The sequence below is a fragment of the Roseivirga spongicola genome (genome assembly GCF_001592965.1).
Lineage (GTDB): Bacteria > Bacteroidota > Bacteroidia > Cytophagales > Cyclobacteriaceae > Roseivirga > Roseivirga spongicola.
Window position 1 is genome coordinate 153,243 of record NZ_LRPC01000023.1, and the last position, 12,713, is coordinate 165,955.

At 39.2% G+C, this 12,713-nt stretch carries 20 protein-coding genes; all 20 read left to right on the forward strand.

The annotated features are described in order from the left end of the window. The 20 genes from AWW68_RS11645 to rpsN all read left to right on the forward strand — a co-directional run bounded on the left by AWW68_RS11645 (position 1) and on the right by rpsN (position 12,673). Positions 1-324 (forward strand): DUF3467 domain-containing protein, encoded by a 324-nt coding sequence (locus tag AWW68_RS11645; protein WP_068221213.1) that lies wholly within the window; start codon positions 1-3, stop codon positions 322-324. A gap of 84 nt (positions 325-408) precedes the next feature. Beyond that, positions 409-2,646 (forward strand): hypothetical protein, encoded by a 2,238-nt coding sequence (locus AWW68_RS11650; RefSeq protein ID WP_068221215.1) that lies wholly within the window; start codon positions 409-411, stop codon positions 2,644-2,646. Positions 2,647-2,909: 263 nt separating this feature from the next. After that, entirely contained in the window at positions 2,910-3,290 is a 381-nt protein-coding gene (gene rpsL, locus AWW68_RS11655) for a 30S ribosomal protein S12 (protein ID WP_068221218.1), read from the forward strand. 17 nt (positions 3,291-3,307) lie between these two features. After that, entirely contained in the window at positions 3,308-3,775 is a 468-nt protein-coding gene (gene rpsG / locus AWW68_RS11660) for a 30S ribosomal protein S7 (RefSeq protein ID WP_068221221.1), read from the forward strand. A 14-nt stretch (positions 3,776-3,789) separates the two neighbouring features. After that, the gene (gene fusA, locus AWW68_RS11665) at positions 3,790-5,889 is read left to right on the forward strand and encodes an elongation factor G (RefSeq protein ID WP_068221222.1); all 2,100 of its coding nucleotides are present in this window, start codon (positions 3,790-3,792) and stop codon (positions 5,887-5,889) included. Positions 5,890-5,908: 19 nt separating this feature from the next. After that, positions 5,909-6,214, forward strand: a complete 306-nt coding sequence (gene rpsJ, locus AWW68_RS11670; protein WP_068221223.1) for a 30S ribosomal protein S10 — start codon at positions 5,909-5,911, stop codon at positions 6,212-6,214. Positions 6,215-6,425: 211 nt separating this feature from the next. Continuing rightward, positions 6,426-7,058: a 50S ribosomal protein L3 gene (gene rplC / locus AWW68_RS11675; RefSeq protein ID WP_068221224.1), complete on the forward strand. Its 633-nt coding sequence runs from the start codon at positions 6,426-6,428 to the stop codon at positions 7,056-7,058. A gap of 4 nt (positions 7,059-7,062) precedes the next feature. Beyond that, a complete protein-coding gene (gene rplD, locus AWW68_RS11680) occupies positions 7,063-7,692 on the forward strand; it encodes a 50S ribosomal protein L4 (protein WP_068221225.1) in 630 nt (209 codons plus the stop codon). A 7-nt stretch (positions 7,693-7,699) separates the two neighbouring features. Beyond that, a complete protein-coding gene (gene rplW, locus AWW68_RS11685; RefSeq protein WP_068221227.1) occupies positions 7,700-7,987 on the forward strand; it encodes a 50S ribosomal protein L23 in 288 nt (95 codons plus the stop codon). A 10-nt stretch (positions 7,988-7,997) separates the two neighbouring features. Then, positions 7,998-8,819 carry a 50S ribosomal protein L2 gene (gene rplB / locus AWW68_RS11690; protein ID WP_068221229.1) on the forward strand — a complete coding sequence of 274 codons (822 nt, stop codon included), beginning with the start codon at positions 7,998-8,000 and terminating at the stop codon, positions 8,817-8,819. Between the two features lie 6 nt (positions 8,820-8,825). Further along, positions 8,826-9,101 carry a 30S ribosomal protein S19 gene (rpsS, locus tag AWW68_RS11695; protein WP_068221231.1) on the forward strand — a complete coding sequence of 92 codons (276 nt, stop codon included), beginning with the start codon at positions 8,826-8,828 and terminating at the stop codon, positions 9,099-9,101. Then, positions 9,101-9,493 carry a 50S ribosomal protein L22 gene (gene rplV / locus AWW68_RS11700; RefSeq protein WP_068221234.1) on the forward strand — a complete coding sequence of 131 codons (393 nt, stop codon included), beginning with the start codon at positions 9,101-9,103 and terminating at the stop codon, positions 9,491-9,493. The genes rpsS and rplV overlap by 1 nt, the downstream gene beginning before the upstream one ends. A gap of 6 nt (positions 9,494-9,499) precedes the next feature. Then, the gene (gene rpsC, locus AWW68_RS11705; RefSeq protein WP_068221236.1) at positions 9,500-10,222 is read left to right on the forward strand and encodes a 30S ribosomal protein S3; all 723 of its coding nucleotides are present in this window, start codon (positions 9,500-9,502) and stop codon (positions 10,220-10,222) included. A gap of 23 nt (positions 10,223-10,245) precedes the next feature. After that, a complete protein-coding gene (rplP, locus tag AWW68_RS11710; protein ID WP_068221238.1) occupies positions 10,246-10,665 on the forward strand; it encodes a 50S ribosomal protein L16 in 420 nt (139 codons plus the stop codon). Positions 10,666-10,667: 2 nt separating this feature from the next. Beyond that, a complete protein-coding gene (gene rpmC, locus AWW68_RS11715; protein WP_068221240.1) occupies positions 10,668-10,862 on the forward strand; it encodes a 50S ribosomal protein L29 in 195 nt (64 codons plus the stop codon). Positions 10,863-10,869: 7 nt separating this feature from the next. Beyond that, positions 10,870-11,127, forward strand: a complete 258-nt coding sequence (rpsQ, locus tag AWW68_RS11720) for a 30S ribosomal protein S17 (protein WP_068221387.1) — start codon at positions 10,870-10,872, stop codon at positions 11,125-11,127. A 2-nt stretch (positions 11,128-11,129) separates the two neighbouring features. Next, positions 11,130-11,498 carry a 50S ribosomal protein L14 gene (gene rplN, locus AWW68_RS11725; RefSeq protein WP_068221245.1) on the forward strand — a complete coding sequence of 123 codons (369 nt, stop codon included), beginning with the start codon at positions 11,130-11,132 and terminating at the stop codon, positions 11,496-11,498. Positions 11,499-11,500: 2 nt separating this feature from the next. Next, complete coding sequence (rplX, locus tag AWW68_RS11730) at positions 11,501-11,848, forward strand: 50S ribosomal protein L24 (RefSeq protein ID WP_068221247.1); 348 nt, start codon at positions 11,501-11,503, stop codon at positions 11,846-11,848. After that, positions 11,841-12,401, forward strand: coding sequence for a 50S ribosomal protein L5 (rplE, locus tag AWW68_RS11735; protein ID WP_068221249.1), 561 nt, complete (start codon positions 11,841-11,843; stop codon positions 12,399-12,401). Before rplX ends, rplE begins: the two co-directional genes overlap by 8 nt. Before the next feature lie 2 nt (positions 12,402-12,403). Next, on the forward strand, positions 12,404-12,673 hold the full coding sequence (gene rpsN, locus AWW68_RS11740; protein WP_068221251.1) for a 30S ribosomal protein S14: 270 nt from the start codon (positions 12,404-12,406) through the stop codon (positions 12,671-12,673). Positions 12,674-12,713 lie beyond the last annotated feature (40 nt).

The window sequence follows — 12,713 nt, forward strand, 5'->3', positions numbered from 1 at the left end:
ATGGCTGAAAAGGACGAGCAAAAGCAACAGAACCAATTGAATATTGAGCTGTCGGAAGAAGTTGCCGAAGGCCAATATGTCAACTTAGCGATGATTGCTCACTCGAACAGCGAGTTTGTAATAGATTTTATAAAGATGATGCCTGGAGTGCCAAAGGCTAAGGTTAAGTCTAGAATTGTTATAACTCCTGAACATGCCAAACGCTTGTTATATGCTTTGAAGGATAATATCGATAAGTTCGAAGATCACTTCGGAGAGATAAAACAGGCTGATGCTCCACCTAAATTTCCGATGAATTTCGGGGGTACAGTCGGAGAGGCTTAAAGTCAAATATGAATAGGAAAAAGAAAGGGTTGCAAAAGCGACCCTTTTTTTATATTCTTATTTTTTTGCACAATACTAATTGATATGGAATTAGCCAAACTGATTAAGGCTTTTGGTTATGTTACTTCGGAAAATAGAGATGAAGCACTTGCGAACCTCATTGAATACGTTGTTTATACCCTAGACTCACCTCAGGATATAGCTGCTATTTGTGATTTTATAAAATTGGAATTTGACGTTCAGTTTGACCCTGCTGAATTAAAAAGTGTGGCCTCACAAATGCTAAAGAAGGGTAATCTAGAAAGAATAGCAGATGCCAAGTTTAAACTTTCAGATTCAAGAGTTGCTGATTTAAGAGCTCATAGCAGAAGTATTGCTTTAAGGCAAGAGGAAAGGCAAAAACGGATAGGGAAGTATATTGATGAAATTGACTCTTCTAATCTAGCTCCAGAGGTACACAAAAAAATCCTTATTTCATTTACTCAATACATGTATGAATGCTTCTATGAGTATGGAAGAAGAGCAGTAAATATTATATCAGGTGAACTGACTGAGGTTGAAAGGAGGACTAAGCATCAAATATTAAAACCATTCATTGATAGTTTTAGCCCCAATGAAAAACGTGTTTTTACAGACTTGGTCGAGCATTTCACTGATGTGATGAATTCAGATGATTTAGATTACTTGCAGAAACTAGCGTACAAGGCTGAATTATTCTTTTCTCTAGGGATGGATAAGGAGACTTATGAAAGAGCTAGCGAATTTAATTTTATGGATTGGGTTGTCTTCTTGGATACCAACTTTCTATACTCAATCCTCAATTTGCATAAACACGATGAGGATGATGCTTGCAATCAAATTGTCAGAATAATTAGAGATCATAAATTAAACATCAGATTAACTTATATACCTGATACTCGTCAAGAATTACTCAATAAAAAGAAAGATTTTGATAAAAACATTGCAAGGACAAGTTTCACTAAGCATCAAATAAGTGCCCTGCTATCATCTGGTAATCTTGACGGTTTCTCTAAGAAATATTATGAGCAGAAGTTAGAGTATGGTGATGAAACTCCGCATCCTACTGAAATTATTGATCATCATATTGCCTCCCTTAAAGAAAAAGGCGTATTAATTTATAACTCGAACTTTAAAAGTCTAAGAGAAGAGAGTGGGTATCAACATATAATAAATGAAACAAGTGCATTTAAGGAGTACGAGAAGTTTAGAAATGAAACTAGAGTCGAAAAAGGGTTAGATTATAAACAACCTAAAGACGACCATCTCTTAGAACATGACGTATTCTTGCGTGAAGCTATTTTGTTTTTAAGAGGTACTAAGGCTGTATCAATGAATGATGTAAAGTACTATGGATTAACTCTTGATAAAACTTTGATAGGGTTTGATAAATATAGACTAAGAAGTGATAGAACAGTTTATGTGCCAGTGTTTTTTTTGCCGAGCTTTCTTCTAGGGAAGCTACTGAGGTTTATACCTCTTCCTACGGACGATTATAAAAAAGCATTTATCTCTGCTCTTTCAAGCACGGCTTTCGATACAAACTCTAATCATTCTGTGGCTGTGCAACAATCAGCACAAAAATTTAAATTAATGGGTATCAATGATGAAAGGGTGATGCTCAGTTGTATGGCAGACAACGTGTTTCTTGAGCAATTTTCTCAATTAGAAGAATCAGAACAAGTTCCTTTTATTGAATCTCAGTTGAATAGAAAACATAAATCAATGCATGATGAGATGTCAGAGTTAAGGGGAAAGCTTGAAGAAAGAGAAGGTATGGTAAGTGAGGTTTCGAAAATAAGCGCTTCTAAGGATGAGGATTTGAAAAGATTAAAGGCAAGAATTAAGGTGTTGGAAGAGGATCAAGGACTGTTTATTCAAGAACTTAAGAAGTTAACTACTCCAAAAGCAGAGATTCGAACCCAACCTGAGACACCACTTTTTTCTGATACTCAAGACTCAAATTTTGAGGAAGCCGTTGAAAGTGAATTGGAGGAGGAAGGTTCTGAAATAAATTCATTCCGGACAGAATCGAGTCCCATTCAGAAGGGGCAGTATTATATACTTGCCTTGATGCTGATTATTGGTCTTCCTATAATTGTCGCTTCAATAATGATTAAGGAGTATATTTATTTAGCATTTATCGGGGTTCCAACTGCAGTTGTTATTTCAGTTGCAGGTCTTTTCTTTGATATTCGAAAGTCAATCAAAACGAGGATTTGGTCTGGCCTATTACTTGTCATAATTTATACACTCATTCTTTTTTCAAATTGGAATTTGTTTTTTAATCCTCCTTTGCAATAGTATGGAGCCTATGTCAAAATGCGTAAGATGATATAGAATCTGGTTCAAAAATCTTAGTATACCACATAAGGTTGTGAACGCCTAATGTTGCACAGATTGATGCGGAGGCAATGAAATTCTCTTATCCTCAATAGCCCGACTACCTTTTAATCGCTTCATCGTCATGATTTTAATTTACTTTTCTCTATTTGTTCTTAAGAATCCTTTCACTACCTTTGCAGTCCAAAATTTGTAACTAGGAAATAAAATCTAAAATTCTGTAAATGCCTACTATACAACAACTAGTAAGAAAGGGCCGTAAGAAATTGACTTCGAAGTCAAAGTCTCCAGCTTTGGATAGCTGCCCACAGAGAAGAGGGGTTTGTACTAGGGTGTATACAACTACTCCAAAGAAACCTAACTCAGCTATGAGAAAAGTAGCAAGAGTAAGGTTGACTAACGGAAAAGAAGTGAACGCCTACATCCCAGGTGAAGGTCACAACCTTCAAGAGCACTCAATTGTATTGATTAGAGGAGGTAGAGTAAAAGACCTTCCAGGTGTGAGATATCACATCATCCGTGGAGCTTTGGATACTGCCGGTGTAAATGGTCGACTGCAAAGAAGATCTAAATACGGTGCCAAAAGACCAAAAGACAAAAAATAAGATAACACTATTTAATAATGAGAAAAGCTAAACCAAAGAAGAGATATATTCTTCCTGACCCGAAGTTCGGAGATACTTTGGTAACGAAGTTCGTGAACTACCTTATGGTGGACGGTAAGAAGAGTATTGCCTACGGAATTTTCTATGATGCAGTAGCATTGGTAGAGAAGCGTACTGGTGAGAATGGTCTTGAGACTTGGAAAAAAGCATTGAGTAACATCATGCCTTCTGTCGAAGTAAAGTCAAGGAGAGTAGGTGGTGCAACCTTTCAGGTGCCTACTGAAGTTAGACCTGCCAGAAAAACATCACTAGGAATTAAGTGGATGATTTCTTTCTCAAGAAAGAGAGGCGAGAAAACCATGACAGAGAGATTGGCTGGAGAAATCATTGCCGCTTCTAAAGGAGAAGGTGGTGCTGTGAAGAAGAAGGATGATACTCACAGAATGGCAGACGCTAACAAAGCATTTTCACACTTTAGATTTTAATTCCTAAACAAATCATGGCAAGAGATTTAAGATTAACTCGGAATATCGGTATTGCAGCCCATATTGATGCGGGTAAGACAACTACTACCGAGCGTATCCTTTATTATACAGGTGTTTCTCACAAAATTGGTGAGGTTCACGATGGTGCTGCTACCATGGACTGGATGGAGCAAGAGCAAGAAAGAGGTATTACTATTACTTCTGCTGCTACCACAGTGTTTTGGCCTTACAAAGATGAGGAGTACCACATTAACATTATTGACACTCCTGGTCACGTTGACTTTACCGTAGAGGTAAACAGATCGCTTCGTGTATTGGATGGTCTAGTGTTCTTGTTTTCTGCAGTAGATGGTGTTGAGCCTCAGTCTGAGACTAACTGGAGACTTGCAGATAACTACAAAGTAGCAAGACTTGGTTTTGTGAACAAGATGGACCGTGCTGGTGCTGACTTCCTTGCTGTTTGTAAGCAAGTAAAGGAAATGTTAGGTACAAAGGCAGTTCCTCTTCAATTACCTATCGGTGCTGAAGACACATTCAAGGGAGTGGTTGATTTAGTAGAGAACAAGGCAATTGTTTGGAATGAGGAAGATCAAGGTATGACTTATAGCGAGATCGACATTCCTGAAGATATGGTTGATGATGTTGCTGAGTACAGAGAGTATCTGTTGGAGGCCATCGCTGAATATGATGATACTTTGATGGAGAAATTCTTCGAAGATCCAGATTCAATCACCAAAGATGAAATCCTTGCTGCTTTGAGACAAGCTACCATCAACTTGGACTTCGTTCCAATGCTTTGTGGTTCAGCTTTCAAAAACAAGGGTGTTCAATCAATGTTGAACTATGTGATGGAACTTCTTCCTTCACCTCTAGATAGAGATAACATTGTTGGAACTGATCCTGATACTGAAGAGAAGATCACTAGAAAGCCAGATCCAAATGGGCCATTTGCTGCTTTGGCATTTAAGATTGCAACTGACCCATTCGTAGGTCGTCTTTGCTTTGTAAGATCTTACTCTGGTATGTTAGATTCAGGTTCTTATGTGTACAACACAAGAACTAATAAGAAAGAGAGGATTTCTAGAATCTTCCAAATGCACGCTAACAAGCAGAATGCAATTGAGAAATTGCACGCTGGTGATATCGCTGCTGTGGTAGGATTTAAAGATATTAAGACGGGTGATACACTTTGTGACGAGAAGAATAGAATTGTTCTTGAATCTATGGTGTTCCCTGATCCTGTAATTGGATATGCTATTGAGCCTAAAACTCAGGCTGATGTAGACAAACTGGGTATGGCTATTGCCAAGCTAGTTGAAGAAGATCCAACTTTGACAGTAAATACTGACGAAGAAACAGGTCAAACAATCCTTAGAGGTATGGGTGAGCTTCACCTAGATATCATCATGGATCGTTTGAGAAGAGAATTCAAGGTAGAGGTTAATCAAGGTGCTCCTCAGGTTGCTTATAAAGAGTCAGTTAACTCACTAGTAGAGCACAAAGAGGTTTACAAGAAGCAATCGGGTGGTAAAGGTAAGTTTGCCGATATCGTATTCGAACTTAGCCCTGCCGATGATGAATTTGAAGGTTTAGGTCTTCAGTTTGTTAATGGAATTGTTGGTGGTGTAATTCCTAAAGAATTTATCCCAGCAATTGAGAAAGGCTTCAAATCTGCTATGGATAACGGTCCTTTGGCTGGTTACCCAGTAGAGAGAATGAAAGTGAGATTGTACCACGGTTCATTCCACGATGTGGATTCAGATGCACTCTCTTTTGAAATGGCAGCAAGACTTGGTTTCAAAGAGGCGGCTAGAAAGGCTACCCCTAAATTGATGGAACCAATTATGGCTGTAGATGTGGTAACTCCAGATGATTATACAGGATCTATCACTGGTGACTTGAACAGAAGAAGAGGTATTATGAAAGGTATGGATACCAAAGGTACTTCTACTGTAATTAAGGCTAGTGTGCCACTTTCAGAATTGTTTGGTTACGTAACGGATTTGAGAACAATGTCTTCTGGTAGAGCAACTGCTTCTTTGACATTCTCTCACTATGATGTTGTTCCTAACAACATTGCTGAAGAAGTGATCAAAAAGACAAAAGGCGAATAAGCTGTAAATTTTTAATAAGATGACACAGAAGATAAGAATCAAATTAAAGTCATACGATCACAACTTGGTGGATAAGTCATCAGAGAAGATCGTGAGAGCTGTGAAAACAACTGGTGCTATTGTTAGCGGACCAATTCCGTTGCCAACAGTAAAAGAGAAATTTACAGTGCTAAGATCACCACACGTGAATAAGAAGTCGCGTGAGCAATTCCAACTTTGTACTTACAAGAGATTAGTAGATATCTACTCATCTAGTGCAAAGACGGTAGATGCTTTGATGAAGCTTGAGCTTCCATCTGGTGTAGACGTAGAGATTAAGGTATAATTATATAATACTGAGAAATTAAGAGAGGCTGTTCTGCTTAGAATGGCCTCTTTTTTATGCATAGAGAGGGCTTTTTATTGTCAGTCAAACAGTTAGCTAAATATTTCTTAGAAATTCTAACGGTGCCGTTTGCTGCAGAATATTAATTTCCTATCTTTGCAGTCCGTTTCTCGGAAGCGCTAGATTTGTAGCGTTTAAAAAGAATTAAAAGATGTCTGGAATAATCGGAAAAAAAATCGGAATGACTAGCATCTATGGTGCCGATGGACTTAGTGTCGCATGCACGGTTATAGAAGCTGGTCCTTGCGTGGTTACGCAAGTAAAAAATGAGGAAACAGACGGATACAGAGCTGTACAACTTGCTTACGGTGAGCGTAAAGAAAAAAATACGCCAAGTTCGTTGAAGGGGCATTTCAAAAAAGCCAATACAACGCCTAAGAAAGAAGTGGTTGAGTTTCGAGATTTCCGTGAAGAATTCGAAGATAAAGTCGTTCTAGGAAACGTCATCAATGTGGGTGATGTGTTTGAAGAAGGCGATTTTGTTGATGCTATTGGAACCTCTAAAGGTAAGGGTTTCCAGGGTGTGGTTAAAAGGCACGGCTTCGGTGGTGTTGGTCAAGCTACGCACGGTCAGCACAACAGAATGAGAGCTCCGGGTTCTATTGGTGGTGCCTCTTATCCTGCTAGAGTATTTAAAGGTACTCGTATGGCTGGAAGAATGGGTAACGACAGAGTGAAGGTTTTGAACCTGAAAGTGATGAAAGTAATGCCTGAAAAGAATCTTATCGTAGTGAGTGGTTCTGTTCCAGGTGCTAAGAATTCAATCGTAGTACTAGAGAAATAAGAAGATGGAGATTTCAGTATTAAAAAATAGTGGAGAAGACACTGGAAGAAAGATTACTCTTTCAGACGATATCTTCGGTATTGAGCCAAACGATCATGCCATCTACTTAGATGTTAAGCAATACTTGGCGAATCAGCGTCAAGGAACTCATAAGTCTAAGGAAAGAAATGAAATTGCTGGTTCTACGAAAAAGATAAAGAGACAAAAGGGTACTGGTACTGCGAGAGCAGGTAGTATTAAGTCTCCTATATTTAGAGGTGGAGGTAGAGTATTCGGTCCTCAGCCTAGAGATTACAGCTTTAAGCTGAACAAGAAATTGAAGTCTTTAGCTAGAAAGTCTGCATTGGCTTATAAAGCGAAAGACAATGGTTTAGTGGTGTTAGAAGATATCAACTTCGAATCTCCAAAGACCAAAGATTTCGTAAAAGTTCTTAATGGCCTTTCTGTGGCTGACAAGAAAACTCTTTTGGTTCTTCCTGATTCGGCTAACAAGAATGTTGTGCTTTCAGGTAGAAATGTGAAGAATGCTAAAATTACAACGGCTGACTCATTGAACACTTATGATGTGTTGAACGCTGATAGCCTATTGATTAGCGAAAGTTCAATTGAAAAGCTTGAAAACCTTCTAAAGTAATCTGAAGATGAGTGTTTTAAAGAAGCCATTAGTAACTGAGAAAGTATCGGCCTTAAACGAAAAAGGTAAGTACGGTTTTATTGTAGACCTGAATGCCAATAAAGTTGAAATTAAGAAGGCTGTAGAAGATATGTACGGTGTAACCGTAGAAGATGTTAATACCATGAAATATCAGGGTAAAGACAAATCACGCTACACTAAGTCCAGAATCATTTCTGGTAGAGCAAGTTCGTTTAAGAAAGCAATTGTAACTGTTGCTGAAGGAGAGGTAATCGATTTTTATAGCGGCATTTAATTGAAGTAAGATGGGTGTAAAGAAATTAAGACCAATGACCCCCGGCACAAGAGGCCGTATAGCTCCAGACTTTGCTGATGTAACAACATCAACTCCTGAAAAGTCTTTGCTTGCTCCTCTTAAGAGATCTGGAGGTAGAAACAATACCGGTAAAATGACCATGCGCTACATGGGTGGTGGTCACAAAAGAAAACTGAGAGTTATCGATTTCAAAAGAGATAAATTCGATGTGCCGGCTACAGTTAAAAGCATTGAGTACGATCCGTCTAGAAGTGCCAGAGTTGCATTGCTTTATTACGCGGATGGTGAGAAAAGATATATAGTCGCTCCTCAAGGATTAGAAGTTGGCCAGCAGATTGTATCTGGTGAAGCTGTTGCTCCTGAGGTTGGAAACGCTCTTCCTTTGTCAAAAATTCCTTTGGGTACTATTATCCATAATGTGGAGTTTAAGCCTGGTAAAGGTGCTGCTTTGGCAAGAAGCGCAGGATCTTATGTTCAGTTGGTTGCTAGAGAAGGGAAATACGCTACTGTAAAGCTTCCTTCAGGCGAGCAAAGAAACATCTTATCTACATGTATGGCTACTATTGGTGCCGTAGGTAATGCTGAACACATGAACGTGAGGTTAGGTAAAGCTGGTAGAAAGAGATGGTTAGGAAGAAGACCTAGAGTAAGAGGTGTGGTAATGAACCCGGTAGATCACCCAATGGGTGGTGGTGAAGGTAGATCATCTGGAGGTCATCCAAGATCTAGAAAAGGCCTTTACGCTAAAGGTCAAAAAACCAGAACTCCTAAGAAATACTCGAATAGACTAATAATCGGTAAAAAGAAATAATCTAGCATGGCACGTTCATTAAAAAAAGGACCATATATCGATTTTAGATTGGCAAACAAAGTCGATGCGATGGAAGAAACTGGCAAGAAGTCAGTTATCAAAACCTGGTCTAGAAGATCTATGATCTCTCCAGATTTCATCGGCCACACATTTGCAGTTCATAACGGAAATAAATTCATCCCTGTGTTTGTTACTGAAAACATGGTAGGACACAAGTTTGGTGAGTTTGCTCCGACAAGAAACTTTAGAGGTCACATTGCTAAAAAAGATAAGAAGAGATAATGGAAGCTGTTGCAAAACTTAACAATGTTCCAACTTCTCCTCGTAAGATGAGAATGGTCGCTGATATGATCAGAGGCGAGCGCGTGAATACTGCGTTGAACATCTTGAAATTCGAGCCGAAGGAAGGCGCTGCTAGGCTACAGAAATTGTTGCTTTCAGCAATCTCTAACTGGCAAGCTAAAAACGAAGATGAGAGACTTGAAGACGCAGATCTTTTTATTAAAGAAATTCGCGTTGATGGTGGCAGAATGTTAAAGAGATTAAGACCTGCACCTCAAGGTAGAGCTCATAGAATTAGAAAAAGATCAAATCATGTGACCATCGTAGTTGATTCAAAGAATTCAACCGAGGTTACCGCTGAAGAAGTAATAAATAACGAAACTGATAATTAAAAACAGATGGGACAAAAAGTTAACCCTGTTGGTTTCAGATTAGGAGTTGTACGTGGCTGGGATTCTAGCTGGTACGGTGGAAAAGACTTCTCTGATAAACTGGTTGAAGATCAGGAGATCAGAAAATATATCGATGCCCGAATTCCTAAAGGTGGTATCTCAAAAGTTATAATTGAGAGAACTATCAAAAGAATCACCATTACTGTTCATACTGCCAGACCTGGTGTTGTAATCGGTAAAGGAGGGCAAGAAGTTGATCGTATTAAAGAAGAGTTGAAGAAGCTTACTGGAAAGGACGTTCAAATCAACATCTTCGAAATCAAGAGACCTGAGCTAGATGCAAAATTGGTGGGTGAGTCAATCGCTCAGCAGTTGCAAGCAAGAATTTCCTACAGAAGAGCTATGAAGCAAGCTATTGCTTCTGCTGTTAGAGTAGGTGCTCAAGGTATCAAGGTTAAATGCTCTGGTCGTCTTGGTGGTGCTGAAATGGCAAGAACTGAGATGTACAAAGAAGGAAGAATTCCTCTTCATACATTAAGAGCAGATATTGATTACGCTATCTCTGAGGCCGACACTGTTTACGGTAAAATCGGAATCAAGGTATGGATTTTCAAAGGCGAGGTTTACGGTAAGAGAGACTTATCTCCAAACGTTGGTAACCCTAATCAAATGGGTGGTGGCGACCGTAGAGGTGGTGCTAGAAGACCTAACCGTAATAAAAAGAAGTAACCCAACTGTAAAAAGGAGAGAAGATGTTACAGCCTAAAAGAACCAAGTTTAGAAAAATGCAGAAAGGTCGCATCAAAGGTGTGGCCGGACGTGGACATACATTGGATTTCGGAACCTTCGGTATCAAGTCTCTTGAGCCAGGTTGGATTACAAGCCGTCAGATCGAAGCTGCTCGTATTGCTATGACGAGAGCAATGAAAAGAGAAGGCCAAGTATGGATTAGAATATTCCCGGACAAGCCTATTACTAGCAAGCCTGCTGAAGTAAGGATGGGTAAGGGTAAAGGTGCTCCTGAATATTGGGTAGCTGTTGTAAAACCAGGTACAGTGCTTTTCGAAGCAGCTGGTGTAAATGTTGAATTGGCGAAAGAAGCCTTGAGACTTGCAGCTCAGAAGTTGCCTCTTTCTACCAAATTTATTGTTCGTAGAGATTACGTGGCATAGTTATGAAGAATTCAGAAATCAAGGCGCTCACTGTAGAGGAGCTTAGAGAAAAGATAAATACGGAAGTTAGCGGTCTGCAGAAGTTAAACTTTGCACATGCTATTTCTCCTATTGAAAATCCGATGAAAATCAGACATTCAAAACGTCTGATCGCGAGATTGAGAACAGAGTTAAGGGCTAAGGAACTTGCTAACTAATATGAGCATGGAGACCAGAAATCTTAGAAAAGAGAGAGTCGGGGTAGTAACAAGCAACAAGATGGATAAGACCATCACTGTAGCTGTTCAAAGAAAAGAGAAGCACCCGATCTATGGTAAGTTTGTTAAGAAAACAACAAAATTTGCCGCTCATGACGAAAAGAATGATTGTGGTATCGGAGATACCGTGAAGATCATGGAGACTCGTCCGCTGAGTAAAAACAAGCGTTGGAGACTAGTAGAAATTATTGAAAGAGCCAAGTAATCATGATTAGACAAGAATCAAGACTAAGCGTTGCCGATAACAGTGGTGCTAAAGAGGTGCTCTGTATTCGTGTACTTGGTGGTACTAAAAAGAAGTACGCCACAGTAGGTGATAAAATTGTGGTTTCAGTAAAATCTGCTCATTCTTCAAGTAACCTCAAAAAAGGAACTGTTTCTAAAGCAGTAATCGTAAGAACCAAAAAAGAGGTAAGAAGAAAAGACGGATCTTATATCCGTTTTGAGGATAATGCTGCAGTGTTATTGAACAATAACGATGAGCCAAGAGGTACTCGTATGTTCGGACCTGTAGCCAGAGAGTTGCGTGAAAAGCAATTTATGAAGATTGTTTCATTGGCTCCTGAAGTATTGTAATCATGGATAAGAATCAAACAGTTGTGAAAAAGCTTCATGTGAGAAAAGGCGATACCGTTAAGGTGATCTCTGGTAATAGCAAAGGCAAAACCGGGACAGTTCTTGAGGTAATCCCTTCAAAATATAGAGCTATTGTAGAAGGTGTAAACGTTGTCTCCAAGCATATTAAACCTTCGGCTTCCAATCCAAATGGTGGTATTGAGAAGACAGAAGCTTCTATTCATCTTTCTAACCTCATGGTAGTAGATCCTTCATCAGGTGATGCAACCAGAGTAGGTAGAAAAGCTGATGAAAATGGAAAACTTGTTAGATACTCTAAAAAATCTGGGGAGGTAATTAAAAATGGCTAGTCCGAGATTAAAAGAAACATATAGCAAGGAGATTGCTCCTGCGCTAAAGGAGAAATTCCAGTACACCAGCGTTATGCAGGTGCCAAAAATCACCAAGGTTGTACTTAATAAAGGTATTGGTGCTGCTGTAGCCGATAAGAAATTGGTAGATGTAGGAGTAGAAGAGCTAACTACCATTACTGGTCAGAAGGCTGTTCCAACTGTTGCTAAGAACTCCATCTCAAACTTTAAGTTAAGAGACGGTATGCCAATTGGTGCAAAAGTTACATTGCGCGGTGATAGAATGTACGAATTTATCGACAGACTTTTGAATATTGCTCTTCCTCGTGTAAGAGACTTCAGAGGTGTAAAAGATAAAGGTTTCGATGGACGTGGTAACTACACTTTAGGTATCAAGGAACAAATTATCTTCCCTGAGATCTCTATCGAGAAAGTGAATAAAATCACTGGTATGGACATTACGTTCGTTACCACAGCAAATACTGATGAAGAAAGTTATGAGTTGCTAAAGGCTATGGGAATGCCTTTCGCTTCTGGTAAAAAACAAGACTAATTATGGCAAGAGAAGCAGTAAAAGCTAGAGAAAGAAAAAGAGAGAAACTTGTAGCTCGCTATGCTGAGAAAAGAGCAAGGCTTAAAGCTGAAGGTGATTACGAGGGTCTCGATAAGTTGCCAAGAAACGCATCGCCTGTAAGACTTCACAATAGATGTAAGCTTACTGGTAGACCTAAAGGTTATATGCGTAAGTTCGGTATCTCTAGGGTAACTTTTAGAGAGATGGCCTCTGCAGGTAAAATACCTGGAGTGACTAAAGCAAGCTGGTAATCTTTCTTTTTATATCTGAAAATTATTAATACCTTTGCAG